The following is a 25,336-nucleotide window of genomic DNA, read 5'->3' on the forward strand; positions in this document are numbered from 1 at the left end:
GGATCTGCGCAATGCCTGTAGGCGCGAGGCTTGCCCGCGAAGGGCGCGACAGGGTCTCAGGCCTGGCGATTGGCATACATCCGACACTCCGCCAACAACGCCAGCAGATTCGGATCGCGCTCCTTGGCTTTCAGAAACACCACGCCAATGTGCTGCTGCAACCGATACTTTTCCTGCAACGGAATCAGCTTCACACGGTTCTCATACACCGCCGCAATCCGCCCCGGCAGCAACGCATAACCCACCCCCGAGCTGACCATGCTCAGCAGGGTGAAGATGTCGTTGACCTGCATCGCCACCTTCGGCTCGAACCCCGCCTGTTTGAACACCCGGTTGCCGTCCTGATGCGTGGCAAACCCCTGAGTGAGTGTGATGAAGGTTTCGTCGCGCACTTCGGCCAGGTCGACTTCCGCCCGTTGGGCAAACTTCGAATCCGCTGGCGTGGCCAGGAAGATGTCATCGGAGAACAGTGGAATCTGCTCGCAGTCCGGGTCGTTGACGCTGTCGTCGAGGGACACCAGGATCGCGTCGACTTCCATGTTCTTGAGCTTGTACAGCAGGTCGAAATTCGAGCCGAGGATCAAGTCGATGTTGAGCTCGCTGCGACGGATTTTCAGGCCCATGATCAGCTGCGGCACCGTCTTCACCGTCAGCGAATACAACGAGCCGAGCTTGAAGCGTTCGGCGGAGAACCCGGCCGCTTCGCGGGTCAGGCGCACGGTTTCGACCACGTCCTGAATCAGCTTCTGGGCGCGTTCTTCCAGCACATAAGCGCTTTCCAGCGGTGTCAGGTTGCGGCCTTCGTGCTTGAACAACGGGCAGCGCAAGGCGCTTTCCAGCGAGTGAATGGCGCGGTGCACGCTGACGTTGCTGGTCTGCAACTCGGCCGCGGCCCGGGCCAGGTTGCCGGTGCGCATGAAGGCGAGGAACACCTCGAGTTTTTTCAGGGTCAACTCTTCGTCGATCAGCATGGGCGTGACTCTTGGTCGAATGGCTCGATTGTGCACGTATGCGCGGATTTGTGATCTGAAACATTGCGCTTTTAGGCTCAAGGGCTGAGCCTTGCGCCATGTTGTAACGAATGTTGAGGTGGGCGACACATGTATCACGGGGAACGATTGAACGCCTGGACGCATTTGGTCGGTGCGGTGGCAGCGATGGTCGGGGTGGTGTGGATGCTGGTGATTGCCAGCATGGACGGCAGCCCGTGGAAGATTGTCAGCGTGGCGATTTACGGATTTACCTTGATGGTGCTTTACAGCGCATCGACCGTTTACCACAGCGTGCGCGGGCGCAAGAAAGCGATCATGCAGAAGGTCGATCACTTTTCGATCTACCTGCTGATTGCGGGCAGTTACACGCCATTCTGTCTTGTGACGCTACGCGGGCCGTGGGGCTGGACCTTGTTCGGAATTGTCTGGGGATTGGCGCTGATCGGCATCCTGCAAGAGATCAAACCGCGTTCGGAAGCGCGGATTCTGTCGATAGTGATCTACGCGGTTATGGGCTGGATCGTGCTGGTGGCGGTCAAGCCGCTACTGGCGGCGCTGGGCAGCACAGGTTTTGCCTGGCTGGCATCGGGCGGCGTGTTGTACACCGTGGGCATTGTCTTTTTTGCGCTGGACAGTCGTTTGCGTCATGCCCACGGGATCTGGCATCTGTTCGTGATCGCCGGGAGTCTGCTGCACTTCGTGGCGATTATGTTTTATGTCTTGTAGATCGCACCGCAGCTATATGAAAAACCTGTGGGAGCGAGCCTGCTCGCGAAAGCGCCAGGTCAGTCGACATCATCGCTGACTGATCCACCGCATTCGCGAGCAGGCATGCTCCCTCAGGAACACAGGCGATCCAGTTGTGCCTGCGCCCGTCGGCTGAACACCTGCAACAAGTCGCTCAAGGTATGGGGCGGCGGTTCGTCGGCGCGGGTGACCGCATACAACGTGATCGGTAACGCTGGCGCCAGAGGTCGAATCGCCGTGGTGGCGGGGGATGCGCCAAGCGCAGTAAACGGGTCGATCACCGCCAGCCCGGCACCGGATTCAACCATCGCCCGCGCCAGCGAATAGGTCTGCACGGCGATGCGAACCCGTGGTGGCGGCTCGACCGCCTCAAGGTAGCTGTCGAGCCTGGCCGCCAGCGGATCGGTGCTGGACAGGCCGATCAGCGGCGCGCCGGCCAGTTCGATCAAGGGTAATGGCTGGCCCAAGGCGTCGTCGGTCCAATAGCCCAACGGCGCCAGCGCCACCAACACCCCGCATGCCAGGGGCTGCGCCTTCAGGCCCGGATGATCCGGCGGTTGCAAGGTCAGCGCGACATCCACTTCGCGCATCAACAAATTCTGCATCAACTCACGGCTGTGGGCGCTGGACAGCTCGCAGACAATGTCCGGGTAGCGTTGCGTCCACTCGTTGATGGCCGGCGGCAGCAGCGACAAGGCCAGCGCCGGGATCGCGCCGATCCTCACGCTGTGACCCGGCTCGCGGCGCAGGCTCTGGGCCAGACGTCGCACGCCTTGCAGGCTTTCGGTGACCTTGTCGACTTCGCGCTCAAGCTCCAGCGCTTCGGGCGTGGCCTGCAATTTACCGCGAACCCGCAGAAATAACGGGAAGCCCAGTTGCTGCTCGGCGTGTTGCAGCACTTTGCTCACCGCCGGCTGCGACACGTGCAGCAACTGCGCGGCGCCACTGACCGAACCGGTCTGGCGAATGGCCTGGAAAATCTCGATGTGTCGCAGTCGCATGGCAAGTCCATAACCTTTGTTTATGGGTCAGGCATCTTTATGCATTGTTCAAGGTCTGTCACCTGGTCCTAACCTGAAGCCTGTTTCAACAACGGTTAAGGACAGACATGGCTCAGCGGGTTTGCATCATCGGTGGCGGCGTCATCGGCCTGACGACGGCTTACGCACTGGTTCGCGACGGCATCGACGTGACGCTGATCGAGGCCCGAGATTCGCTGGGTAGCGAGACCAGTTTCGCCAACGGCGGCCAGTTGTCCTACCGTTACGTCGCGCCTCTGGCCGATGCCGGCGTGCCGTTGCAGGCGCTTGGCTGGATGCTGCGCGGTGACTCTCCGCTGAAGTTGCGTCCGCGCCTGGACCCGGCGCAATGGCGCTGGATGGGGTCCTTCCTGGCGGCGTGCCGTCGTTCTGTGAATCAGCGCAACGGCGCGCACCTGCTGCGTCTGGCGCTGCTGAGCCAGTCCACGCTGCAAGGCTGGCGGGACGAAGACCGTCTCGACGGCTTCGCTTGGCGGCGCAACGGCAAACTGGTGACGTTTCGTGAAGCCGCGAGTTTTGAGCATGCGCGCCATGGCCTGGCCGATCCGCAACAGCAGCATGTGCTGTCGCGTGCCGAATGCGCACAGTTGGAGCCTGCGCTTGCCGAGGCGCCGTTTGTGGGCGCGATTTATACGCCTGATGAAGAAGTCGCCGATTGCCATGCTTTCTGCCAGCAACTGCTGGCTCGGCTCCAGGCGTCGGGGCGTTGCGAGTTTTTGCTGGGACGCAAGGTCACCGGCATTCGCCACGCGGATGGCGCGGTGCAGGCTGTCGAAATGGGTTCGCACGTGCTGCCGGTCGAGCAACTGGTGATCGCCGCCGGTCATCGCAGTCCGGCGCTGGCGCTGCCCGGCATGCACCTGCCGCTGTATCCGCTCAAGGGCTACAGCCTGACCTTGCCCGTGCGCACCGAACATCGCGCGCCGGAGCTGAGCATCACCGATTACAACCGCAAGATCGTTTATGCCCGCATCGGTGATCAACTGCGCGTGGCGGCGATGGTCGACATCGTCGGTTTCGACCCGGCGCTCGACCCCAAACGTCTGGCGCTGATCAAGCGCCAGGCGCAGGAAACCTTACCCAATGCCGGCGATTACACCGCCGCCATCGAATGGGCCGGCATGCGCCCGGCCACCCCCAGCGGCGTGCCGTTGATCGGGGCCACGGCGTACCGCAACCTGTGGCTCAACCTGGGCCATGGCGCCCTGGGTTTTACCCTGGCTTGCGGCAGCGCCCGGTTGCTCAGCGAGTTGATCGCCCGGCGCGCACCCTCGATTGAAATGCAGGGCCTCGCCCCCCGCGTCGCCTGACTTGAAAAGGAAAAACCGATGAGCATCAACCGTATCAACAGCAACAGCCGGCTCTCTGGCGCGGTGACCTTTGGCGATCTGGTGTTTCTCTCGGGACAGGTTCCGGGTGACAGCCTCGACGTCACTGGCCAAACCGCCGAGGTGCTGGCGAAGATCGATGCGTTGCTGGCCGAAGCTGACAGCGACAAGGATCATCTGCTCAACGCGACCATTTACCTGAACGACATTGGCCGCGACTTTGCCGCCATGAATGAGGTCTGGTCGCAGTGGCTGTCACCGGGCAAAGCGCCAACCCGCACTACTTTGCAGGCGCAACTGGCCCGTCCCGAGGTCCTGGTGGAAATCACCGTGATCGCAGCGCGCCGCTAATCGCTCAACCCACAACGGAGAATAACAATGCAAAAAATCACGTTGATCGGCTGCACCCTCGGTCTGCTGCTCGCCAGTCAGGTCCAGGCCAACGAAACGCCACTGACCGGTACGCTGAACAAGGTTGCCAATGCCAAGAGCATCACGCTGGGCTATCGCGACGCGTCGGTGCCGTTCTCCTACGTGGGTGATCACACGGGGCAGCCGATGGGCTATTCGGTGGACCTGGCGAGCAAGATTGTCGAGCGCATCAAGCAAAAGCTTGAACTGCCGGATCTGCAGGTGAAGTACAACCTGGTGACCTCGCAAACGCGCATTCCGCTGGTGCAGAACGGCACGGTCGACCTTGAGTGCGGCTCCACCGGCGTGACCGCCGAGCGCATGCAGCAAGTGGCGTTTTCCTACGGGTTTATCTACGTGAAGGGTCAGTTGCTCACGGCGAAGGACAGCGGCATCAAGAGTTTCGCTGACCTGCGCGGCAAGAACGTCGTGACCACCGCGGGCACAACGAATGAACGGTTTCTGAAGAGCTATAACATCGATCACAAGATCGATATGTTCGTGATCAGCGCCAAGGACCATGGCGAGGCTTTCCAGATGCTGCAGTCGGGTCGGGCGGCGGCGTTCTATATGGACGACGCGCTGCTCTATGGTGAACGAGCGAAGGCCCGCGATCCGCATAAGTGGGTGGTGGTGGGCGAGGAGCAGTCGAGGGAAATCTACAGCTGCATGGTGCGCAAGGATGATCCGCAGTTCCTGGCACTGGTCAACTCCACGCTGGCCGACCTGTACAGCTCAGGGGAAATCAACGGCATCTACAACCGCTGGTTCCAACAGCCGATCCCGCCCAAAGGCTTGAACCTGGAATTCCCGATGACCAGCGAACTGAAAGCCATCATCGCCAAACCGGTGAGTGATCCGGTGCAGTAGTTGCGGGCAGATCGTTCCCGCGCTCTGCGTGGGAATGCCTCTAGGAACGCTCTGCGTCCAGTGACGCGGAGCGTCACGGGCTGCATTCCCACGCGGAGCGTGGGAACGATCAGAACCTAGAAGTCGCCCCACAGTTGTTGCGCCACCGCTAACGCCACGACGGGTGCGGTTTCGGTGCGCAATACGCGAGGACCGAGGCGGGCGGCATGAAAACCGCCAGCCTTGGCCTGCTCGACTTCAGCATCGGACAACCCGCCCTCAGGCCCGATCAGAAACGCCAAGGTTGTCGGTTTGGCATGACTCACCAACGGCTCAGCCACCGGATGCAGCACCAGTTTCAACTCGGCCTCGGTCTGCTTCAACCAGTCCGCCAGCAACAGCGGCGGATGAATCACTGGCACCCGTGAACGCCCGCATTGCTCGCACGCGCTGATCGCCACCTGGCGCCAGTGCATCAGGCGTTTGTCGGCGCGTTCATCCTTCAGGCGGACTTCACAGCGGTCGCTGAAGATCGGGGTGATTTCGGTGACGCCCAGTTCAGTGGCTTTCTGAATCGCCCAATCCATGCGCTCGCCTCGGGACAAGCCCTGGCCGAGGTGGATCTGCAAGGGCGACTCGATTTGCCCGGCGAAGCTTTCATCGATCTGCACGACGACGCGCTTCTTGCCGACCTCCACCAGCGTGGCCCGAAACTCATGGCCTGAGCCGTCGAACAATTGCAGCGCATCACCCTCGGCCATCCGCAGGACGCGGCTGATGTAATGGGCCTGGGCCTCGGGCAATTCGTGTTCGCCGGTGCTCAAGGGGGCGTCGATAAAGAAGCGGGACAGTCTCATCTTGGATCTCTGTAAAAGTCGAATATAGCAGCGTGCTCAATCAGCTTTTGTGGCGAGGGAGCTAGCTCCCGCTGGGTTGCGAAGCAGCCCCAAACCTGGCGACCGCGATTTGTCAGTTAAAACGCGCAAGCCGGAGTACGACTGCTTCGCAGCCGAGCGGGAGCAAGCTCCCTCGCCACAGGGTTTTTCGGTGACTCAGCCCGGATCGCGGAAGCCGGGGTGGAAGTCCTTCGGCACCGACACGCTGATGCCCTCACGGGTCGCGATGTCGATCCCTTCACTGGCCACTTCGGCCAGAAAATCGATCTGCTCCGGTGTAATCACATACGGCGGCAGGAAATACACCACGCTGCCCAACGGTCGAAGTAAAGCACCGCGCTCCAGCGCGTGCTGGAACACCTTCAAACCGCGACGCTCTTGCCACGGATAAGCTTCTTTTGTTGCCTTGTCCTTGACCATCTCGATGGCCAGCACCATGCCGGTCTGGCGCACTTCCGAAACGTTCGGGTGATCGGCCAGGTGCGCGGTCGCGCTGGCCATGCGCTGCGCCAATGCCTTGTTGTTCTCGATGACGTTGTCTTCTTCGAAGATATCCAGCGTCGCCAAAGCCGCCGCGCACGCCAGCGGGTTGCCGGTGTAGCTGTGCGAATGCAGGAAGGCGCGCAGGGTCGGGTAGTCGTCGTAGAACGCGCTGTAGACATCCTCGGTCGTCACGCAGGCCGCCAGCGGCAGGTAGCCGCCGGTCAGGGCCTTGGACAGGCAGAGGAAGTCCGGGCGGATGCCGGCCTGTTCACAGGCGAACATCGTCCCGGTGCGGCCGAAGCCGACGGCGATTTCGTCGTGGATCAGGTGTACGCCATAGCGATCACAGGCTTCGCGCAGCAGTTTGAGGTACACCGGGTGATACATGCGCATGCCGCCGGCGCCCTGGATCAACGGCTCGACAATCACTGCCGCGACAGTGTCGTGGTTCTCGGCCAACGTCTGTTCCATGGCCGCGAACATGTTCCGCGAGTGTTCTTCCCAGCTCATGCCTTCCGGGCGCAAGTAGCAATCGGGGCTCGGCACCTTGATGGTGTCCAGCAGCAACGCCTTGTAGGTTTCGGTGAACAGCGGCACATCGCCCACCGACATCGCCGCCATGGTTTCGCCGTGGTAGCTGTTGGTCAGGGTGACAAAGCGCTTCTTGTTCGGCTGGCCGCGGTTGAGCCAGTAGTGAAAGCTCATTTTCAGCGCGACTTCGATGCAGGACGAACCGTTATCGGCGTAGAAGCACCGCGTCAGGCCTTCCGGCGTCATCTTCACCAGACGCTCCGACAGCTCGATCACCGGCTGATGGCTGAAACCGGCCAGAATCACGTGCTCCAGCTGATCGACCTGATCCTTGATGCGCTGGTTGATGCGCGGGTTGGCGTGGCCAAACACGTTGACCCACCAGGAGCTGACGGCGTCGAGGTAGCGTTTGCCTTCGAAGTCTTCCAGCCATACGCCTTCACCGCGCTTGATCGGGATCAGTGGCAGCTGTTCGTGGTCTTTCATCTGGGTGCAGGGATGCCACAACACCGCAAGATCGCGTTGCATCCACTGATTATTCAGGCCCATGTTCAGTCTCCTCGAGGCGGCTCGCTGGTTTCGCGGGCAAACAATCGCGCAAGCCTATGCAATGCATCGCACGGGGACAACCCATTGTGTCGATTGAGCTACTTTGTATAGGTCGATAGACGTCGCTGGCGGCCTTTTGATGGCTGACGTATTCTTCGCGGTTCTTTGAGTCGTCTGACTCGTAAAACCGCTATTTCCTCGTGTATTTCCGGAGTTCGCTGAATGTCTGCTGGTTGGCTGCGCGCCTGTGCGCTGGTGATGTTGGGGCTGTTCAGCGTGTCTGCGCTGGCCAAGGATAAAACGGCGATCGTGATCGGCGGCGGGCTCTCGGGCCTTACTGCCGCTTATGAACTGCAGAACAAAGGCTGGCAGGTGACCCTGCTGGAAGCCAAGCCGAGCCTGGGCGGTCGCTCCGGTATGGCCACCAGTGAGTGGATCGGCAACGACAAGACCCAACCGGTGCTGAACAAATACGTATCGACCTTCAAGCTGAGCACCACGCCAGCCCCTGAATTCGTGCGGACCCCGAGCTACCTGATCGATGGCGTGTATTACACCGCCGCCGACCTGGCCACCAAGGAACCGGCCACCGCCGAAGCCCTCAAGCGCTACGAAAAGACCTTGGACGATCTGGCGCGTTCGATCGAAGATCCACAGAACCCGGCGGCCAACAGTACGCTGCACGCTCTGGATCAGATCAACGTTTCCAACTGGCTCGACCGTCTGAGCCTGCCAGCCACGGCACGTCAGTTGGTGAACCAGCAGATTCGTACCCGTTACGACGAACCTTCGCGCCTGTCGCTGCTGTATTTCGCACAGCAGAGCCGTGTTTACCGTGGCGTCTCCGACCGTGACCTGCGCGCTTCGCGCCTGCTCGGCGGCAGCCCGGTACTGGCCCAGGCCTTCGTCAAACAGCTGAAAACCATCAAGACCAGCTCTCCGGTGTCGTCCATCAACCAGGACAAGGACGGTGTGACCGTCAAAGTCGGCAGCGTTGGCTATCAGGCTGACTACGTGGTGGTGGCCGTGCCGTTGCGCGCCCTGAACAAGATTCAGATGATCCCGGCGCTGGACGCCCAGCACCTGGGTGCCATCAAGGGCACCAACTACGGCTGGCGTGACCAGATCATGCTGAAGTTCAAGACGCCAGTGTGGGAAAGCAAGGCGCGCATGTCCGGCGAGATCTACAGCAACACCGGCCTGGGCATGTTGTGGGTCGAGCCGGCGCTGAAGGGTGGCGCCAACGTGGTGATCAACCTGTCCGGCGACAACGCACGGGTGATGCAGGCGTTCGGCGACAAGCAGATGGTCGACCAGGTGCTGATTCGTCTGCATGCGTTTTATCCACAGGCGCGCGGTTCGTTCACCGGTTATGAAATCCGCCGCTACAGCACCGACCCGTCGATGGGCGGCGCTTACCTGGCCTTCGGCCCGGGCCAGATCAGCAAATACTGGCGCCTGTGGGAACGTCCGCTGCAACGCGTAGCGTTCGCTGGCGAACACACCGACACCTTGTACCCAGGCACGCTGGAAGGCGCATTGCGCACCGGTCAACGTGCAGCCAGTCAGGTTGAAGACCTGGCGGCGGGCAAGTCGTTTGAGCCTGCGAAGGTTGTGCCGGCAGCGACCGCTGTAGCGGCCGGCGCGGTGGCGGCGAAGAAAGGCAACTTCTTCACCAACCTGTTCGGTGGTTCGTCCGATGACGACAAGAAGCCGGAACCGGTCAAGGCACCAGAGCCAGTGGCGCCGACACCTGCTCCAACGCCGGCACCGACTCCAGCACCTGCACCGGTTGAAGCGCCGAAGCCTGTGGTCCCGGTGAAAGCCGAGCCGGCCAAGAAAGCCCCGGTGAAAAAGCCTGCTGCCAAGACCGAAGCCAAAAAAGCGCCGGCCAAAGCCCCGGCGAAGAAGGCTGAAACCGCGAAGAAACCAGCGGCAAAAACTTCTACGACCCCGGCGACGGAAACCAAAGCGCAGTAAGCTTTTGGCACTCAAAGAAACGCGGCAGACATGCCGCGTTTTTTTATGCCTGAAAGAAACCAATCACAAGAATCGAATAAATCTTGTGGCGCAGGTGTTCCATGGCTGGACTTCATTTTTTATTACACATTGGTCTTTAATCTTTCCTTAACGACTCTATTTCAGACTCTTGATCGTATTTCTCGATATTTCAAAGCGAAATTTTCCGCTTTAATTCGATAGATAACTCGATAGTCTTGGTCGCAGTTCTCACAGGATTTGGGCAATGCAGCTACGTAACTCTTCTTCCCGCTACGGTTGGGTCAGCGTCTTCATGCACTGGGGCGTGGCGCTGGCGGTCTTCGGTTTGTTCGCGCTGGGCTTGTGGATGGTCGGTCTCGACTACTACAGCACCTGGCGCAAAGACGCGCCGGAATTGCACAAGAGCATTGGCCTGGTGTTGTTGGCTGTCATGGTCCTGCGGGTGTTGTGGCGCTTTATCAGCCCGCCACCGCCGACACTGGAAACGTATAGCCGCATGACGCGTCTCGGCGCCAAGTTCGGTCATTCGTTCCTGTACTTCAGCCTGTTTGCTGTGATGATTGCCGGATACCTGATTTCCACCGCAGACGGTGTCGGGATTTCGGTGTTTGGCCTGTTTGAAATTCCTGCGCTGGTTTCCGGACTACCGGACCAGGCAGACACCGCCGGTGTGATTCATCTGTATCTGGCGTGGGCGCTGGTAATTTTTTCCGGTCTCCACGCGTTGGCAGCATTGAAGCACCACTTTATCGATCGTGATGCGACCCTCAATCGAATGCTGGGCCGCAAAGCCTGAAGTTCAACCTCGACTCCAAAGGAATAGAAAGCATGTTGAAAAAAACACTCGCTGCTCTGGCAATCGGTTCGGCTCTGCTGTCCGCTAACGTGATGGCGGCTGACTACGTCGTCGACAAAGAAGGCCAGCACGCCTTCGTTGACTTCAAGATCAGCCACTTGGGATACAGCTACATCACCGGTACCTTCAAGGACATCGACGGCAAGTTCAGCTTCGATGCGGCCAAGCCGGAAGCGAGCAAGATCGAGTTCAACGTCAACACCGCCAGTGTGTTCACCAACCATGCCGAGCGCGACAAGCACATCGCCAGCAAAGACTTCCTGGACGGGTCTAAAGCCAAGTTCGTCTCCACCAGCGTTAAATCCACCGGCAAAAACGCCGCTGGCAAAGACACTGCCGACGTGACCGGTGACCTGACCATCCTTGGCGTGACCAAGCCAGTCGTGGTCAAGGCTACCTTCCTGGGCGAAGGCAAGGATCCATGGGGCGGCTACCGTGCCGGCTTCGAAGGCACCACCAGCATCAAGCGTTCCGACTTCGGCAAGCAGAAAGACCTGGGCCCAGCGTCCGATGCCGTCGAGTTGTACGTTTCGTTTGAAGGTGTGAAGGCGAAGTAATTTTCGCCCCTGACACGAAAACGCCCCCGATCTCGCGATCGGGGGCGTTTTTTATGGCCGAACATAATCTGCGTCGCACCCAAAATCCTGTAGGAGCGAGGCTTGCCCGCGAAAGCGCCAGCGGCCTCTCCACAGAAATCCGGTTGACCCCTTCGCGGGCAAGCCTCGCTCCTACAGGGGGTTGCGTCAGGCCAAAAAAATGCCCCGGGTCGTGAGAGCCGGGGCATTTTTTATGGCAGTGCTAAATCAGCGATTGCGGGTCAGCAACGCTGGCTTCTCACCGCGTGGACGGCCTGGCAGTTGATCAAGTTGCTCTGGAGTCGGGAAACGATCGGTTTTCGACTCCTTGTGAATGATCTTCGGTGCCGGGCCGCGCGGGTTTTGCACGGCCGGTTCCGAACGCGGCTGGTCGTCGGTGCGAGCCGGACGACGGTTGCGCGACTCTTCACGACGGGCCTGGCCGTCACGTGGAGCGCCGTTACGTGGGCCACTGCGCTTGGCCGGCGGCGTGCCGGTGGTGGCGCCGTCGCTGCTGCGCGGACCGCTTTGGCGACCCTGAGGCTTGCCGCCGGTGCGTGGAGCACCTGCGCCGGCTGCCGCGCCTGGTGCCGGAGCACCCGGACGGCGGCCACGGCCCTGAGCCGGTTTGGCTTGAGGCACGTAGTCAACGCGGTTACCGAAGTTATCCACATCGTCGTCCAGGAACTCATCCGGAGCACGATCAACGGCAGCACGAGGAGCCGGACGCTGTTGCTCGCGAGCCGGGGTGCCTTCGCGTGGCTTGTGTTCACGGGCCGGGCGATCGCCACGGCCAGTGGCGGGCGCTTTTTCTTTGCCGCCCTTGTCCTTGCCCTTGTCTTTACGACCGCCGCCACCGCCGGTGCCGTTCGGGCCGTCGCCGCGCGGGCCACGTGGGTTACGTGGGTTACGCACATCCGGACGCTCGCGAACTTCCGGTTTCTCGGCTTCTACAGCGCTGGAGTCGAAGCCCATCAGGTTGCCATCGGCAATCTTCTGCTTGGTCATGCGCTCGATGCTTTTCAGCAGCTTTTCTTCGTCCGGGGCGACCAGCGAGATCGCCTCGCCCGAACGACCGGCGCGGCCGGTACGGCCGATACGGTGAACGTAATCTTCGTCGACGTTCGGCAGCTCGAAGTTGACCACGTGTGGCAACTGGTCGATGTCGAGGCCGCGAGCGGCGATGTCGGTGGCGACCAGAATGCGCACTTCACCGGCCTTGAAGTCGGCCAGGGCTTTGGTGCGGGCGTTCTGGCTCTTGTTGCCGTGGATCGCGACGGCGCTGAGGCCGTGTTTGTCCAGGTACTCGGCCAGACGGTTGGCGCCGTGCTTGGTGCGGGTGAACACCAGGACCTGTTCCCAGGCGCCAGCGGTGATCAGGTGCGCCAACAGCGAACGCTTGTGGTTGGCTGGCAGGCGGAAGACGCGTTGCTCGATACGCTCGACCGTGGTGTTCGGCGGCGTGACTTCGATGCGTTCCGGGTTGTGCAGCAGCTTGCCGGCAAGGTCGGTGATGTCTTTGGAGAAGGTCGCCGAGAACAGCAGGTTCTGACGTTTGCTCGGCAGGCGAGCCAGGACCTTCTTCACGTCATGGACAAAGCCCATGTCGAGCATGCGGTCGGCTTCGTCCAGCACGAGGATTTCCACGTGGGACAAATCGACGCTGCCTTGGCCGGCGAGGTCGAGCAGGCGGCCAGGGCAGGCCACCAGCACGTCGACACCACGGTACATGGCCTGAACCTGCGGGTTCATGCCGACGCCGCCGAAGATGCAGGCGCTGACGAACTTCAGGTCACGGGCATACACCTTGAAGCTCTCGTGTACTTGAGCCGCGAGTTCGCGGGTAGGGGTCAGGACCAGTACGCGCGGTTGGCGCGGGCCGTGACGCTGGGATTTGTCCGGGTGACCGTTGGGGAACAACCGCTCCAGAATCGGAAGGGCGAAGCCGCCGGTTTTACCAGTACCTGTCTGAGCCGCGACCATCAGGTCGCGACCTTGCAACACGGCGGGGATAGCCCGCTGTTGCACCGGAGTAGGCTCGGTATAGCCCGCTGCCTCGATGGCGCGGACTAAAGCCTCGGAGAGACCGAGGGAAGCAAAGGACATGAGTAATCCTGTTTTAGTTAGGGCTTGGCCCAATGGGAGTCTTGCCTGGCGCGAATGGCGTTTAAGAGGAACGCAATCCCGTCCGGTCCTGCTGGGTCTTGAAAGCTCGTCTGGAGCGCTCGCGCGGGCTGAAAAGCTGCGCTGTAGCGGATCGAGATGCCTTGAACAAGTCCGAGCGTCCGGGCGTGAGCCTGGCGGGAAGGCCGGAGTATAACAGAGCAATCACTGCGCGCCGCTTTCCTGCTGCTCAACGGTTTTTTCGGTGGTGGTGGCGGCGGCTTGCACCCCCGGGCCTGCGCCATAACGGGCGCTGAGCTCAGCGTAGGCGGGCTCGCGCTTGAAGCGCTTGAGTTCGGCACCGAAACGCTGCACCAGCAAATCCATGCCGGCGTTACGGCGTACCGCCAAAAACTGGCTCTGGCGGCTGATGACGGTGGGGTTTTCGGTGATCTTGTCGCGGATGCCCAATTCGTCGAGCAAGTGCTGCCCGACCCGGCGATCAGTGATCAGCAGGTCGATACGCCCGCGCACCAGTTTGCCGAAGTTGGCTTCATGGGTTGGCGCCGGCTCCCGGGTGAACAAAGTCGACTCGCTGAAATCCTTGTTATAGAGGTAGCCCGGCGAGGTGCCGACGGTCAGGCCTTTCAGGTCGTCGAGGGTGCGGAACGGATGGGGCCGCTCATTAGCGTAGAACATCACGAACTCGACTTCCGACAGCGGTTCGCTGGGGTAGAGCAAGGTAGCGTCGCGTTCATCGCTGTGAAAAATGTCCAGCGCTCCATCCGCCTGGCCTGTTTCAAGCATCGACAGGCAGCGTTTCCATGGCAGGAACTGCCAGTCCACTTCGATCCCCAGGCGTTTGAACACGATCGCCGTGGTTTCGTAATCCAGGCCCAGGGATTTGCCGTTTTCCTCATAGACATAAGGCGCCCACGGCTCGGTGACAATGCGCAACTTCTCGCCCCGGGCGGCAAAGCTCAGGCAAGAGAATAGAAACACGGTGAGTAACTGTGCGATCAGAGGCATGGCTTGAGATTACGACGAGAAGTCATAAAGAGCCAGAAATCGGATCCAGAAGCTCTGGCCCGAGGCGCAATCCATAAAAAAGGCCCTGGATTGCGCCAGAGCCTTCATTGGAGTGCTGCACTGTTTCAGCGCGGCAGCTTCAGGTTGTTCCACACCGCCAGGCTCGCTTCAGCCTGGTTCAGTGTGTAGAAGTGCAGCCCCGGTGCGCCACCTTGCAGCAGGCGTTCGCACATTTCGGTGATGACTTGCTCACCAAAGCCTTGAATGCTCTGGGTGTCGTCGCCGTAGGCTTCCAGTTGTTTGCGGATCCAGCGCGGGATTTCCGCACCGCAAGCGTCGGAGAAACGCGCGAGCTTGCTGTAGTTGGTGATCGGCATGATCCCCGGCACGATCGGGATGTTCACGCCCATCGCCCGTACACGCTCGACGAAGTAGAAGTAGCTGTCGGCGTTGAAGAAGTACTGGGTGATCGCACTGTCGGCGCCAGCGTTAGCCTTGCGCACGAAGTTGTTCAGATCGTCTTCGAAATTGCGCGCTTGCGGATGCATCTCCGGGTAGGCGGCGACTTCGATGTGGAAGTGATCGCCGGTTTCTTCACGAATGAACTCAACCAGGTCGTTGGCGTGGCGCATTTCGCCGCTGGCCATGCCCATGCCGGATGGCAGGTCACCGCGCAGGGCAACGATACGCTTGATGCCGGCTGCCTTGTATTGAGCCAGCAGGCCGCGCAGGTCGTCCTTGCTGTCGCCAACGCAAGACAGATGCGGCGCAGCCGGGACTTTGACTTCGCTTTCGAGCTGCAACACGGTGTTGAGCGTGCGATCACGGGTCGAACCGCCAGCGCCATAAGTGCAGGAGAAGAAATCGGGGTTGTACGTGGCGAGCTGACGGGCAGTGGCGAGTAGCTTTTCATGCCCAGCGTCGGTCTTCGTAGGGAAGAACTCGAAGCTGTAGCGACGGTCTTGGGACATGGAGGGAACCTCCAGCTACAAGCTGCAAGCTGCGAGCTGCAAGAGAAGCGGAGGTGCGCTGATCTCTTGTGCCTGGAGCCTGCTGCCTGAAACTGTTTTGGAATAGGGGCAGAGCTCTCGAGCTTCGCGCGGCAAGTTCGGCTTTTGACCTTGCTTGCCGCTTGAAGCTTAAAGCTCGCAGCTGCTTTGTCTTAGTAGCGGTAAGCGTGCGGCTTGAACGGACCTTCGACGGTCACGCCGATGTAGTCGGCCTGGGTCTTGGTCAGTTGAGTCACAACGCCGCCGAAACCGCGGACCATTTCCAGGGCCACTTCTTCGTCGAGTTTCTTCGGCAGTACTTCAACGGTCAGGCGCTCGGCTTTCTGGGCTGGCGACAGGTCGGCGTACTTCTGGCCGAACAGGAAGATCTGCGCCAGAACCTGGTTGGCGAACGAACCGTCCATGATGCGGCTTGGGTGACCGGTAGCGTTACCCAGGTTAACCAGACGGCCTTCGGCCAGCAGGATCAGGTAGTCGTCGTTCTGGGCATCGAATGCGCCAGGGCCGGTACGGTGAATTTTGTGAACCTGCGGCTTCACTTCCTCCCATGCCCAGTTCTTGCGCATGAAAGCGGTGTCGATTTCGTTGTCGAAGTGGCCGATGTTGCAGACAACAGCGCGCTTCTTCAGGGCTTTGAGCATGTTTGCATCGCAAACATTGACGTTGCCGGTGGTGGTCACGATCAGGTCGATCTTGCCCAGCAGGGCTTTGTCGATGCTGGCTTCAGTACCGTTGTTGATACCGTCGATGAACGGCGAAACCAGCTCGTAGCCGTCCATGCAGGCTTGCATGGCGCAGATCGGGTCGACTTCGGAGACCTTGACGATCATGCCTTCCTGACGCAGGGACTGAGCCGAGCCCTTGCCCACGTCACCGTAACCGATGACCAGCGCTTGCTTGCCGGACAGCAGGTGGTCAGTACCACGCTTGATCGCATCGTTCAGGCTGTGACGGCAGCCGTACTTGTTGTCGTTCTTGCTCTTGGTCACCGAGTCGTTGACGTTGATGGCCGGGATTTTCAGCTCGCCCTTGGCCAGCATGTCCAGCAGGCGGTGAACGCCAGTGGTGGTTTCTTCGGTGACGCCGTGGACGCGGTCCAGGATCGCCGGGTATTTCTTGTGCAGCAGCTCGGTCAGGTCGCCGCCGTCGTCGAGGATCATGTTGGCATCCCAAGGCGCGCCATCTTTGAGGATGGTTTGCTCCAGGCACCACTCGTACTCTTCTTCGGTTTCGCCTTTCCAGGCATAAACCGCGATACCGGCAGCTGCGATAGCGGCAGCGGCCTGGTCTTGAGTCGAGAAAATGTTGCAGGACGACCAACGCACTTCGGCACCCAGGGCAACCAGGGTTTCGATCAGCACGGCAGTCTGAATGGTCATGTGGATGCAGCCAAGGATCTTGGCGCCTTTGAGTGGCTGCTCACCGGCGTACTTGCGGCGCAGACCCATCAGGGCTGGCATTTCGGATTCGGCGATGATGGTTTCGCGACGGCCCCAGGCAGCCAGGGACATGTCGGCCACTTTGTAATCGTTAAAATCTGCAGGCGTGATAACAGCGCTCATGATGAGCCTCCATTCGTAATGTATGCGAATGGGCGCCGTTGTGCGTTTAGTGTCCGGCCGATCATGGCCAGTCAACGCCCCATCCGAGCCTGACAGGTCGAACCTGCTGCAGCGCCCCTCGGACAGGTGGCGGGAAAACGGTAGTAGCCGTTTTAAATCGGTGGCGATTATAGCTTCCTTTGTCCGGCTAGTGGCAAGTGACAAGCTACAAGCGGCAAGTAACAGCGAATCTGCATTTACTTGCAGCTTGGCGCTTAAAACTTGAAGCTGGGGGCAGAACTCTATCGCTCAAACGCCTCAAACCTGGAGCCCCCTATGAATTTCCACACCCGCAAATGGGTAAAACCCGAAGACCTCAACCCCAACGGCACACTGTTCGGCGGTAGCCTGTTGCGCTGGCTCGACGAAGAAGCGGCGATCTACGCCATCGTCCAGCTGGGCAATCAGCGAGTGGTCACCAAGTACATTTCCGAGATCAACTTCGTCAGCGCCTCGCGCCAGGGCGACATCATCGAACTGGGCATCACTGCCACCGAGTTCGGTCGTACCTCGATAACCCTGAAATGCGAAGTACGCAACAAGATCACCCGCAAAAGCATCCTGACGGTGGATAAGATTGTCTTCGTCAACCTGGGTGAAGACGGCTTGCCCGCGCCGCACGGCCAGACCGAGATCAAGTACGTCAAAGACCAGTTCAAGGACGACGTCGCCAGCGAGTAATGCGAGCCCCCGTAGGAGCGAAGCTTGCTCGCGAAGGCGTCATTTGTGTCACCAGCAATACCGAGGTGAACCCTTCGCTGGAAAGCCTCGCGCCTACAGAGCCAGTTTCGTTGGACGGTCAGTGAACAGCTCCGGGCCGCGCGTGTCGTACCTACATGACACATCACCTGTTCCGGAGCGCTATGGACATCAAGCAAGACGGCAAGACCCCCAACCTGTCGCCGGAAGAACAGCACGACGTCGACAAAAACCAGCCACCGCGGGCCGCGGTGCTGCATGAAATCATCCGCACCCAGGGCGATCAGGAGCTCGAACGCAGCGTCGCCGCCTTGTGGTGGTCGGCACTCGCCGCCGGCCTGACCATGGGCCTGTCGCTGATGGCCATGGGACTGCTCAATTCTCGACTGCCAGACGGTGAAGGCTTCAAGGTGATCGCCAGTTTCGGCTATTGCGCTGGCTTTCTTGCGGTAATCCTCGCCCGTCAGCAGTTGTTCACCGAGAACACCCTGACGGCCGTGCTGCCGATCATGACCAAACCCACACTGAACAATTTCGGGCGATTGCTACGCCTGTGGTCGGTGGTGCTGGTCGGCAACCTCTGCGGCACGCTGCTCGTGGCCTACGTGATGCTCCATCTGCCGATTTTCGACAGCAAGACCGACCTGGCCTTCCTCGATATCGGGCGCAAGATCATGGAAAACGACGCCAGCCAGATGTTCGCCAAAGGCATTGTGTCGGGCTGGATGATTGCCACCATGGTCTGGATGATCCCGTCCATGGAGAGCGCCAAGATGTGGATCATCATCCTCATCACTTACCTGATGGCGCTGGGGGATTTCACCCACATCGTGGTCGGTTCGGCCGAGGTCTCGTACCTGGTGTTTGCCGGCGAATTGCCGTGGAAGGATTTCTGGCTGGTGTTCGCCGGGCCGACGCTGGCGGGGAACATCATCGGCGGCAGCTTCATCTTCGCGCTGATCAGCCACGCGCAGATCCGCAGCGAGAGCGGTCCGCCGAAGAAGACGGCGGATCAGGCGTCAGAGCCTGATCCGCAGAAGAGCAAAAAGTAATCAGTGATGCTCGGCCTGTGCCGCTGGCGCAGGCTCATCCCGGGTCACGTGCTTGACCAGTTTGCCGATGCTCAAACCCTGCAGCAGGATCGACGACAGCACCACGATGTAGGTGATGCTCAGCAGCAAGTCGCGCTCCGGGCCCAGCGGCAGGGCCAGGGCCAGGGCCACCGAAACACCGCCGCGCAAACCACCCCAGGTCAGAATCCGGATTGTCCCGCGCGGCACGGTGCGCCAGCGCCGCAGCAGCACGATGGCCGGCGCGACCGTCAGCAGGCGCGAGAGCAGAATCGCCAGTGCCAGCAAACTCGCCGCCAGCACGTGCAGCCAATTGAACGGTAGCAGCAACAGCTCCATGCCGATCAGAGCGAACAGCAGGGCGTTGAGCATGTCATCGAGCAATTCCCAGAAGCCGTCCAGGTACTTGCGCGTCATGTCGTTCATCGCCAGGTTGCGGCCCAGGTTACCGATGATCAGACCCGCGACGACCATCGCGATGGGGGCGGACACATGCAGCTCCGACGCCATGGCCGAGCCGCCGATCACCAGCGCCAGGGTCAGCATGACCTCGATCTGATGCTGCTCGATGCTCTTGATCATCAGGTACACCAGATAACCGATCAGCCCACCGAACAGCACACCGCCAATCGCTTCATGGGCGAACAGCATCGCTGTGGCGCCAGCGGTCGGGGTTTCACCGAGTTGTGCGATGCCCAGCAACACGGTGAACACCACCACGGCCGTGCCGTCGTTGAACAACGACTCGCCGACGATGGTGGTTTTCAGAGGCTTGGACGCATTGGCAGTCCGTAGCACGCCGAGGACCGCGATCGGGTCGGTGGGGGAAATCAGCGCGCCGAACAGCAGGCAATAAAGGAAGCTCACGTGCCAGCCGAACAGGGCAAAAATGTAATAGGCGAGGCTGCCGATCACCGCCGTGGCGATCAATACGCCGAAGGTCGCCAGCAGCCCGATAGGCCAGCGGTAGCTGCGCAGGTCATTGAGGTTGACGTGCAGGGCGCCGGCGAACAGCAGGAAGGAAAGCATCCAGTTCATCAGCAGATCGCCAAAATCGATCTGGCTGATCAGCTGCTGAATGCGCTCTTCGAGGCCGGGGTAGCCGAGCAAGCTCAGGCCTTGCAGCAGCAGGGAAAACATCAGCGCGGTGACCATGACCCCGATGGTCGGAGGCAGGCCGATGAAGCGGAAATTCACGTAGGTGAGGAGTGTGGTCAGGCAGATAAAGGCAGCGACAAGTTCGAGCATCCGGGGTCCTTGGATGGGGGTGGGGTTTAAGACAGTTGCACCGAGTCAGTTTCTTCGCGAGCACGCTCGCTCCCACATGGAATTCGGTGTACACAGAATCTGTGTGCACTGGAGATCCACTGTGGGAGCGAGCCTGCTCGCGATAGCGGTGTCAGCAGCGACGCAATGATTCAGCCGGACACATTGACCGCAGTCGCACCGCGGCGTTGCAGATAGATGTAGAACAGGGCGGTCAGCACCGTCAGGCCACTGACCAGCGCACCGGTCCACGGCAGATCCGCCAGATCCGCACCGCTGGCAACCACCAGCCCGCCGATCCACGCACCTGCTGCGTTGCCAAGATTGAAGGCGCTCTGGTTCAGCGTCGAGCCAAGATTCGGCGCTTCATGCGCCTGATCGATGATCAGCAGTTGCAGAATCGGGCACAGGGCAAACGCGAAAATCCCCCACAGCACCAGTGTGATCGCCGCCGGAATCACCGAGTGACTGGTCTGGCTAAAGGCAGCCAATACCACCGCCACGGCCAGCGCCATGCCCACCAATGAAGGCAGCAATCGGCTGTCCGCCAGGCGACCACCCAGCATGCTGCCCGCCGTCAGGCCGACGCCAAACAACAACAGCATGATTGTCACGCCATGGGGGCTGACCCCGGTGATGTCCTGCAGAATCGGCGCGATGTAGGTGAACACGCTGAACAGACTGGTCGACGCCAGCACGCTCATGCCCAATGCCAACAACACATTGACCTTGCCCAGCACTTTGAACTCGCTGGCGAGGTTGGCCTTGTCCATCGCGATGTCCTTCGGCAGCCAGAGCCACTGCGCGAGCGCTGCAATCACCCCGATCACCGAGACCGCCCAGAACGTCGAACGCCAACCGGCGTATTGCCCGAGCGCGGTGCCCAACGGCACGCCGAGCACGTTGGCCAGCGTCAGGCCGGTGAACATCATGGCAATGGCCTGCGCCCTTTTGTTCGGTGCAACCAGGCCCGCCGCGACTACCGAGCCAATGCCGAAGAACGCACCGTGGCACAGCGCGGTGACCACTCGCGCGGCCATCAACGTGGCATAGTTCGGTGCCAATGCGCACAGCACGTTGCCGAGGATGAACATCAGCGTCATGCCCAGCAGCGTGGCTTTGCGCGGCATGTTGGCGGTGCCGATCGCAAGAATCGGCGCGCCGAACACCACGCCCAGGGCGTAGCCGGTGATCAGCAGGCCGGCGTGGGGAATGCTCACGGCGAGGTCGCGGGCGACGTCGGGCAGCAAGCCCATGATGACGAATTCAGTGGTGCCGATGCCGAACGCGGCAACAGCGAGGGCGAGCAAGGCGAGTGGCATGCGCAAGGTCTCTGTCGGTAGTCTTGACGCTTTGATCAGGCATACGCATGCCGATGACCGTTCTCGATGAGCGCGGGCAGGGGCAGAAATTATTGGAATTAGTCTGTGCGCAACTGAGTGCGGCGTGGTCGCTTGCAGTATAAACAGCTGCTGACATATGGCGAATCAATTATCCACGCGCGTCCTGTAGGAGCCAGGCTTGCCGGCGAAGGCGTCCTTGAGATTGCCTTCGCCGGCAAGCCTGGCTCCTACAGGGGGGCGCGGCGGTCAATAAAAGGAGCGTGCCGTGCTTGCGACGGCTTTGGTGTTGGTGGCGGCGCTGTTGCACGCGGCGTGGAATACCCTGATCAAATTCAGTGCCGAACGGCTGCTGGTGGTGGCCTGCATGGATAGCGTCGCGATGCTGTTTGTCGCTCTGATGCTGCCGTTCGTGGCGCTGCCACCGATTGAAATCTGGCCATGGATTCTGGCGTCGGCGGCGTTCGAACTGCTCTATCGCTATCTGCTGATCCAGGCGTATCGGGTCGGCGACCTCGGGTTGGTCTATCCGTTGATGCGTGGGCTGTCGCCGCTGGTGGTGCTGGCACTGACGCTGATCTTCGCTGGCGAAGTCCTGACAAATCAGCAGATTTTCGGAATCCTGTTGATTCCGTTTGGCATGCTGTGCCTGCTCTGGCAGGGCGGTGGTGGTGCGCGTCTGCCGTGGTCGATGTTGCCGGTGGTGGCACTGATCGGCCTGTGCATCGGCTGCTACACCTTCATCGATGGCCAGGCGTTACGGCGCTGGTCGCACCCTCTGGACTATCTGGTCTGGGTCACGTTGCTCAGCGCTTGGCCGTTCCCGTTGCTGGCGCTGGTAAGCAAGCGCACGGCGTTCATGCTGTTTTGGCGTGAACAGTGGCGACTGGGGCTGGCGGTCGGGTTCTGCGTGTTGTTCAGCTACGCTTTGGTGCTGTGGGCAATGCAGCTGGGGTCGATTGCCGAAGCGGCGGCGTTGCGCGAGATCAGCGTGATTCTGGTGGTGCTGTTCGGCATGCGTTACCTGAAAGAACCTTTCGGCAGGCCAAGGCTCTTAGCCTGTGGGCTCGTACTGATCGGTATTTTGGTCATGAAGTTCTAACGGGCACTCAACATTCCAAAACTGAAGAAAGGACTGCTTTATGACGGTTGCTCTGTGGTGCGTTTTGATCGCGATTTTCCTGCCCTATCTCTGCACGGTCATCGCCAAGGTCAGTGGCAGGTTCAGGCTGCAAGACAACCATGACCCCCGGGACTTTCTCGAGTCGCTCAATGGTCTGGGCAGGCGCGCGCATGCGGCGCAACTGAACAGCTTTGAAGTGACCCCGGCGTTTGCGATCGCGGTGATTGTTGCGCATCTGGTGGGCACGGCGCAGTTGGTGACGGTTAACGTGCTGGCGGTGCTGTTTATCACCAGTCGGCTGCTGTACATCATTTGCTACCTGGCGGACTGGGCGATATTGCGGTCGCTGGTGTGGTTTGTGGGGATGGGGTTGATTGCCAGTTTCTTTGTGGTGTCGGTCTGAAAGTATTGCGGTGATTTGTCTGGCCTCATCGCGAGCAGGCTCGCTTCCACAGTTGATCTTCAGTGAACACAAACGCTGTGTACAACCGAGATCCACCGTGGGAACGAGCCTGCTCGCGATGACTATCTAACTGCAAATACAAGGCTTACGGGTTGGCCTTCGCCGCATCGGCAACCTGCGGCACTTGCGGCAACGCCGCGCCTTTAGGCCAGAGCATCCAGATCTGCCCTTGCTGTTTCATGTCCCCGGCCAATTGCCCGGCCGCCTCGCCAGTGCCCCAGAACAGATCCGCACGCACTTCGCCGGCAATCGCGCCGCCAGTGTCTTGCGCCGCCACGGGCCGTACCAGTGCCGTACCGTCCGGTTTTGTCGTGGATAACCATAACAGGCTGCCCAGCGGAATGACTTTGCGGTCCACTGCCGCGCTGTAACCGGCCGTCAGCGGAACGTTCAGCGAGCCGCGTGGCCCTTCGTTGCTGTCCGGGTTGCGAGTGAAGAACACGTAACTGGGGTTGCTGCCCAGCAGTTCCGGAATGCGCGACGGATTGGCTTTTGCCCACGTGCTGATGGCGCCCATGGTCACGTCTTCTTTCTTCAGCTCGCCTTGCTCCACCAGCCAGCGCCCGATGGGGCGATAGGGATGGCCGTTCTGGTCAGCATAGGCAATGCGCAGTTGGCGGCCGTCGTCGAGCTGGATGCGACCCGAACCCTGGATTTGCAGGAATTGCAGGTTCATCGGGTCGGTCAGCCACGCAACCACTGGCGCCTTTACTCCATTGGTTTCAATCGTTGCCGCATCGTCGTAAGGCTTGAGCACGCGACCTTCGAGGCGTCCGCGCAGGCGTTTGCCTTTGAGTTCCGGGTAGATGCTGTCCAGCGAGACAATGATCATGTCCTCGGGCACGCCGTACACCGGAATGTTCGCCACTTCGGTCTGGGTCAGGCTGCCCGGGTAGACCGGCTCGTAATAGCCGGTGATCAAACCGTTGGGATTGTCATTGGCGGCGCGCAGGCCGTAGACGTCGAGGTTCTGCTTGAGGAAGCCGCGAATGTCGCTGGCGGTCTGCGGCACATTGGCGGAAGCCGCGCAGGTCGATCCCCAGACCGGGTCGGCCTTGAGTCGGGTGCAGGCGCTGCGCCACGAGCCGAAGCCGGCGACCAGGTCGGTGTCGGACACCGCCGGCAATGCTTCCCAGCTGGTACTGGAGTAGGTCGCCAGGGCGTGGGTTTTAGGGGTGTCTTTATCGCCGCCGGTGCAGCCGGCGAGCACGGCCACCATTGGAAGAGTCCACACGAGGTGGTGACGCCATGCCTTGAAACGGCTGTTCATGGAGTAATTCCTTTGTCGGTTGCCTGAGTGCTCCATGCGCTCAAACAACCCGTATTGATAATAGGGCTATTGGTCTTTGCCGATGACACGAGGATACTGGCCGCCGTTTCCCGTGACCTGAAGCCACCATGACTCTTAAAAGACTTTCTGTTGTATTGCTGGCCTGCCTGACCTTGTCTGCCTGCGGTGGCGTTGATCCGAATTCGCCGCTGGGACAACGCAAGGCGATCTTCAAACAGATGCTCAAGACCGGTGAAGACCTGGGCGGTATGTTGCGTGGTCGTATCCCGTTCGACGGTCCGAAATTTGCCGAAGGCGCCGTGAAACTCGACACCTTGTCCCGTGAGCCTTGGAAACATTTCCCGCAAGTGCGTGAAGAAGATCACAGCAGCGCCAAGGACAATGTGTGGCAGCAGCAGGCACGCTTCCAGGACATGGCCCGCACCCTTGAAGCCGCCACCGGTGAATTGGTGATTGCCAGCAAGGTTCAGCCTTACAAGGCCAGTAACCTGGGCCCGGCGGTGCAGAAAGTCGAAGATGCCTGTAGTGCCTGCCATAAAGAGTTTCGGGATCATTGATTGGCAATGCATTCCTGTGGCGAGGGGGCGTTCCGACAAGCCCCTCGTCACAAAAGCTCCCTCGCTCAATTCGGGGGTTACTTGTCCAACTCGTCGAGCGCGTTCTGCAATTCCTTTCGGGACTCGGCAAGTTTGTCTTTGCGCTTGTTGATCTTGTCCGGATCGCCTTTCTTCATGGCCTTGTCCAGATCGGCCTGGCGCTGGCTGACTTCATGCTTGGCATCGAGCACCTTGTTTTCCCGTTCTTTCTTCAGCGAGGCGTCGGTGCAATGGGTGGTGACTTCGCTCAGGGCCGTTTCGAGGCCAGCCTGCTGTTCAGCATTGCCGTGGGATTTGGCCAGTTCGATCTGATTGATGATCCCCTGTTTCTTGGCGGCGCAGCCGGTCAGCCCCGGGGCTTCTTCGGCGGCCATCAGGGGAGCGGCCATCACGCTGCAAAGGGTCAGCAAGGCGAGTGGTGAAAGAAATTTCATAAAAGCTCCAAGTGCGAAGACAATCGGGTCGATGTGGCGATGGGCGTTTGAGC

24 protein-coding genes and 1 riboswitch are annotated in these 25,336 nt (G+C 60.4%); of the genes, 12 read left to right on the forward strand and 12 right to left on the reverse strand.

Translation table 11 applies throughout. The annotated features are described in order from the left end of the window. Positions 1-56: 56 nt before the first annotated feature. Entirely contained in the window at positions 57-971 is a 915-nt protein-coding gene (locus tag AB4N91_RS28960) for a LysR family transcriptional regulator (protein ID WP_077747236.1), read from the reverse strand. A 129-nt stretch (positions 972-1,100) separates the two neighbouring features. Between AB4N91_RS28960 and trhA the strand changes: the two genes are divergently transcribed. Continuing rightward, a complete protein-coding gene (gene trhA / locus AB4N91_RS28965) occupies positions 1,101-1,718 on the forward strand; it encodes a PAQR family membrane homeostasis protein TrhA (RefSeq protein ID WP_010466891.1) in 618 nt (205 codons plus the stop codon). A gap of 113 nt (positions 1,719-1,831) precedes the next feature. Here trhA and AB4N91_RS28970 read toward each other — a convergent pair whose 3' ends face one another. Beyond that, positions 1,832-2,740 (reverse strand): LysR family transcriptional regulator, encoded by a 909-nt coding sequence (locus AB4N91_RS28970; RefSeq protein ID WP_460111982.1) that lies wholly within the window; start codon positions 2,738-2,740, stop codon positions 1,832-1,834. A gap of 107 nt (positions 2,741-2,847) precedes the next feature. On the opposite strand from AB4N91_RS28970, the gene AB4N91_RS28975 reads away from it, so the two are divergent. From AB4N91_RS28975 to AB4N91_RS28985, 3 genes are read left to right on the forward strand one after another with little or no spacing between them, the layout of a single operon-like run. Next, positions 2,848-4,089, forward strand: a complete 1,242-nt coding sequence (locus AB4N91_RS28975; protein WP_145306749.1) for a D-amino acid dehydrogenase — start codon at positions 2,848-2,850, stop codon at positions 4,087-4,089. Between the two features lie 18 nt (positions 4,090-4,107). Then, entirely contained in the window at positions 4,108-4,458 is a 351-nt protein-coding gene (locus tag AB4N91_RS28980; RefSeq protein WP_010466895.1) for a RidA family protein, read from the forward strand. Between the two features lie 27 nt (positions 4,459-4,485). Beyond that, the gene (locus AB4N91_RS28985; protein WP_460111983.1) at positions 4,486-5,388 is read left to right on the forward strand and encodes a transporter substrate-binding domain-containing protein; all 903 of its coding nucleotides are present in this window, start codon (positions 4,486-4,488) and stop codon (positions 5,386-5,388) included. Positions 5,389-5,504: 116 nt separating this feature from the next. Here AB4N91_RS28985 and AB4N91_RS28990 read toward each other — a convergent pair whose 3' ends face one another. Continuing rightward, positions 5,505-6,224, reverse strand: coding sequence for a 16S rRNA (uracil(1498)-N(3))-methyltransferase (locus AB4N91_RS28990; protein WP_010466899.1), 720 nt, complete (start codon positions 6,222-6,224; stop codon positions 5,505-5,507). A gap of 195 nt (positions 6,225-6,419) precedes the next feature. Continuing rightward, positions 6,420-7,826, reverse strand: coding sequence for an adenosylmethionine--8-amino-7-oxononanoate transaminase (locus AB4N91_RS28995; RefSeq protein ID WP_077747239.1), 1,407 nt, complete (start codon positions 7,824-7,826; stop codon positions 6,420-6,422). Positions 7,827-8,048: 222 nt separating this feature from the next. On the opposite strand from AB4N91_RS28995, the gene AB4N91_RS29000 reads away from it, so the two are divergent. The 3 genes from AB4N91_RS29000 to AB4N91_RS29010 all read left to right on the forward strand — a co-directional run bounded on the left by AB4N91_RS29000 (position 8,049) and on the right by AB4N91_RS29010 (position 11,240). After that, a complete protein-coding gene (locus tag AB4N91_RS29000; protein WP_169857147.1) occupies positions 8,049-9,806 on the forward strand; it encodes a flavin monoamine oxidase family protein in 1,758 nt (585 codons plus the stop codon). A 265-nt stretch (positions 9,807-10,071) separates the two neighbouring features. Then, a complete protein-coding gene (locus tag AB4N91_RS29005; protein WP_010466911.1) occupies positions 10,072-10,623 on the forward strand; it encodes a cytochrome b in 552 nt (183 codons plus the stop codon). Between the two features lie 32 nt (positions 10,624-10,655). Then, on the forward strand, positions 10,656-11,240 hold the full coding sequence (locus AB4N91_RS29010; RefSeq protein ID WP_077747241.1) for a YceI family protein: 585 nt from the start codon (positions 10,656-10,658) through the stop codon (positions 11,238-11,240). A gap of 246 nt (positions 11,241-11,486) precedes the next feature. Here the strand turns inward: AB4N91_RS29010 and AB4N91_RS29015 are convergent, their stop codons facing one another. The 4 genes from AB4N91_RS29015 to ahcY form a co-directional block, all read right to left on the reverse strand. Beyond that, the gene (locus tag AB4N91_RS29015) at positions 11,487-13,364 is read right to left on the reverse strand and encodes a DEAD/DEAH box helicase (protein ID WP_460111984.1); all 1,878 of its coding nucleotides are present in this window, start codon (positions 13,362-13,364) and stop codon (positions 11,487-11,489) included. A gap of 222 nt (positions 13,365-13,586) precedes the next feature. Further along, positions 13,587-14,390 carry a substrate-binding periplasmic protein gene (locus AB4N91_RS29020; RefSeq protein WP_169857146.1) on the reverse strand — a complete coding sequence of 268 codons (804 nt, stop codon included), beginning with the start codon at positions 14,388-14,390 and terminating at the stop codon, positions 13,587-13,589. Positions 14,391-14,515: 125 nt separating this feature from the next. Continuing rightward, positions 14,516-15,361, reverse strand: a complete 846-nt coding sequence (gene metF / locus AB4N91_RS29025) for a methylenetetrahydrofolate reductase [NAD(P)H] (RefSeq protein WP_010466919.1) — start codon at positions 15,359-15,361, stop codon at positions 14,516-14,518. Positions 15,362-15,552: 191 nt separating this feature from the next. After that, on the reverse strand, positions 15,553-16,962 hold the full coding sequence (gene ahcY / locus AB4N91_RS29030; protein ID WP_077747242.1) for an adenosylhomocysteinase: 1,410 nt from the start codon (positions 16,960-16,962) through the stop codon (positions 15,553-15,555). 23 nt (positions 16,963-16,985) lie between these two features. Further along, positions 16,986-17,088, reverse strand: a riboswitch (S-adenosyl-L-homocysteine riboswitch). A gap of 189 nt (positions 17,089-17,277) precedes the next feature. On the opposite strand from ahcY, the gene AB4N91_RS29035 reads away from it, so the two are divergent. Continuing rightward, the gene (locus AB4N91_RS29035) at positions 17,278-17,682 is read left to right on the forward strand and encodes an acyl-CoA thioesterase (protein ID WP_010466921.1); all 405 of its coding nucleotides are present in this window, start codon (positions 17,278-17,280) and stop codon (positions 17,680-17,682) included. Positions 17,683-17,864: 182 nt separating this feature from the next. Continuing rightward, positions 17,865-18,752: a formate/nitrite transporter family protein gene (locus AB4N91_RS29040; protein ID WP_077747243.1), complete on the forward strand. Its 888-nt coding sequence runs from the start codon at positions 17,865-17,867 to the stop codon at positions 18,750-18,752. On the opposite strand, the gene AB4N91_RS29045 is transcribed toward AB4N91_RS29040, so the two are convergent. Further along, positions 18,753-20,018, reverse strand: coding sequence for a cation:proton antiporter (locus AB4N91_RS29045; RefSeq protein ID WP_460111985.1), 1,266 nt, complete (start codon positions 20,016-20,018; stop codon positions 18,753-18,755). It abuts the gene before it with no gap. Between the two features lie 170 nt (positions 20,019-20,188). Then, positions 20,189-21,358: an MFS transporter gene (locus AB4N91_RS29050; RefSeq protein ID WP_077747245.1), complete on the reverse strand. Its 1,170-nt coding sequence runs from the start codon at positions 21,356-21,358 to the stop codon at positions 20,189-20,191. Positions 21,359-21,644: 286 nt separating this feature from the next. Here AB4N91_RS29050 and AB4N91_RS29055 point away from each other — a divergent pair, with 286 nt between their 5' ends. Continuing rightward, complete coding sequence (locus AB4N91_RS29055; protein WP_010466925.1) at positions 21,645-22,478, forward strand: EamA family transporter; 834 nt, start codon at positions 21,645-21,647, stop codon at positions 22,476-22,478. A gap of 40 nt (positions 22,479-22,518) precedes the next feature. Beyond that, positions 22,519-22,902: an MAPEG family protein gene (locus AB4N91_RS29060; RefSeq protein ID WP_010466926.1), complete on the forward strand. Its 384-nt coding sequence runs from the start codon at positions 22,519-22,521 to the stop codon at positions 22,900-22,902. A 145-nt stretch (positions 22,903-23,047) separates the two neighbouring features. Here the strand turns inward: AB4N91_RS29060 and mltA are convergent, their stop codons facing one another. Continuing rightward, entirely contained in the window at positions 23,048-24,232 is a 1,185-nt protein-coding gene (gene mltA, locus AB4N91_RS29065; protein ID WP_010466927.1) for a murein transglycosylase A, read from the reverse strand. A 128-nt stretch (positions 24,233-24,360) separates the two neighbouring features. Between mltA and AB4N91_RS29070 the strand changes: the two genes are divergently transcribed. Beyond that, complete coding sequence (locus AB4N91_RS29070; RefSeq protein WP_042932506.1) at positions 24,361-24,810, forward strand: c-type cytochrome; 450 nt, start codon at positions 24,361-24,363, stop codon at positions 24,808-24,810. Positions 24,811-24,887: 77 nt separating this feature from the next. Here AB4N91_RS29070 and AB4N91_RS29075 read toward each other — a convergent pair whose 3' ends face one another. After that, positions 24,888-25,283 (reverse strand): DUF1090 domain-containing protein, encoded by a 396-nt coding sequence (locus AB4N91_RS29075; RefSeq protein WP_010466929.1) that lies wholly within the window; start codon positions 25,281-25,283, stop codon positions 24,888-24,890. Between the last annotated feature and the right edge of the window lie 53 nt (positions 25,284-25,336).

It is taken from the genome of Pseudomonas sp. H3_D04 (assembly GCF_054669175.1).

What these genes read in the sequence shown, in the direction of transcription:
- AB4N91_RS28990 (WP_010466899.1), bottom strand. Translation starts at nt 6,224, where the DNA reads ATGAGACTGTCCCGCTTCTTTATCGACGCCCCCTTGAGCACCGGCGAA.
- AB4N91_RS29035 (WP_010466921.1), top strand. Translation starts at nt 17,278, where the DNA reads ATGAATTTCCACACCCGCAAATGGGTAAAACCCGAAGACCTCAACCCC.
- AB4N91_RS29005 (WP_010466911.1), top strand. Translation starts at nt 10,072, where the DNA reads ATGCAGCTACGTAACTCTTCTTCCCGCTACGGTTGGGTCAGCGTCTTC.
- AB4N91_RS29020 (WP_169857146.1), bottom strand. Translation starts at nt 14,390, where the DNA reads ATGCCTCTGATCGCACAGTTACTCACCGTGTTTCTATTCTCTTGCCTG.
- AB4N91_RS28980 (WP_010466895.1), top strand. Translation starts at nt 4,108, where the DNA reads ATGAGCATCAACCGTATCAACAGCAACAGCCGGCTCTCTGGCGCGGTG.
- ahcY (WP_077747242.1), bottom strand. Translation starts at nt 16,962, where the DNA reads ATGAGCGCTGTTATCACGCCTGCAGATTTTAACGATTACAAAGTGGCC.
- metF (WP_010466919.1), bottom strand. Translation starts at nt 15,361, where the DNA reads ATGTCCCAAGACCGTCGCTACAGCTTCGAGTTCTTCCCTACGAAGACC.
- AB4N91_RS29000 (WP_169857147.1), top strand. Translation starts at nt 8,049, where the DNA reads ATGTCTGCTGGTTGGCTGCGCGCCTGTGCGCTGGTGATGTTGGGGCTG.
- AB4N91_RS29010 (WP_077747241.1), top strand. Translation starts at nt 10,656, where the DNA reads ATGTTGAAAAAAACACTCGCTGCTCTGGCAATCGGTTCGGCTCTGCTG.
- AB4N91_RS28985 (WP_460111983.1), top strand. Translation starts at nt 4,486, where the DNA reads ATGCAAAAAATCACGTTGATCGGCTGCACCCTCGGTCTGCTGCTCGCC.
- AB4N91_RS29040 (WP_077747243.1), top strand. Translation starts at nt 17,865, where the DNA reads ATGGACATCAAGCAAGACGGCAAGACCCCCAACCTGTCGCCGGAAGAA.
- AB4N91_RS28970 (WP_460111982.1), bottom strand. Translation starts at nt 2,740, where the DNA reads ATGCGACTGCGACACATCGAGATTTTCCAGGCCATTCGCCAGACCGGT.
- AB4N91_RS29060 (WP_010466926.1), top strand. Translation starts at nt 22,519, where the DNA reads ATGACGGTTGCTCTGTGGTGCGTTTTGATCGCGATTTTCCTGCCCTAT.
- AB4N91_RS29045 (WP_460111985.1), bottom strand. Translation starts at nt 20,018, where the DNA reads ATGCTCGAACTTGTCGCTGCCTTTATCTGCCTGACCACACTCCTCACC.
- AB4N91_RS29075 (WP_010466929.1), bottom strand. Translation starts at nt 25,283, where the DNA reads ATGAAATTTCTTTCACCACTCGCCTTGCTGACCCTTTGCAGCGTGATG.
- mltA (WP_010466927.1), bottom strand. Translation starts at nt 24,232, where the DNA reads ATGAACAGCCGTTTCAAGGCATGGCGTCACCACCTCGTGTGGACTCTT.
- AB4N91_RS29015 (WP_460111984.1), bottom strand. Translation starts at nt 13,364, where the DNA reads ATGTCCTTTGCTTCCCTCGGTCTCTCCGAGGCTTTAGTCCGCGCCATC.
- AB4N91_RS29050 (WP_077747245.1), bottom strand. Translation starts at nt 21,358, where the DNA reads ATGCCACTCGCCTTGCTCGCCCTCGCTGTTGCCGCGTTCGGCATCGGC.
- AB4N91_RS29070 (WP_042932506.1), top strand. Translation starts at nt 24,361, where the DNA reads ATGACTCTTAAAAGACTTTCTGTTGTATTGCTGGCCTGCCTGACCTTG.
- AB4N91_RS28960 (WP_077747236.1), bottom strand. Translation starts at nt 971, where the DNA reads ATGCTGATCGACGAAGAGTTGACCCTGAAAAAACTCGAGGTGTTCCTC.
- AB4N91_RS28975 (WP_145306749.1), top strand. Translation starts at nt 2,848, where the DNA reads ATGGCTCAGCGGGTTTGCATCATCGGTGGCGGCGTCATCGGCCTGACG.
- trhA (WP_010466891.1), top strand. Translation starts at nt 1,101, where the DNA reads ATGTATCACGGGGAACGATTGAACGCCTGGACGCATTTGGTCGGTGCG.
- AB4N91_RS28995 (WP_077747239.1), bottom strand. Translation starts at nt 7,826, where the DNA reads ATGGGCCTGAATAATCAGTGGATGCAACGCGATCTTGCGGTGTTGTGG.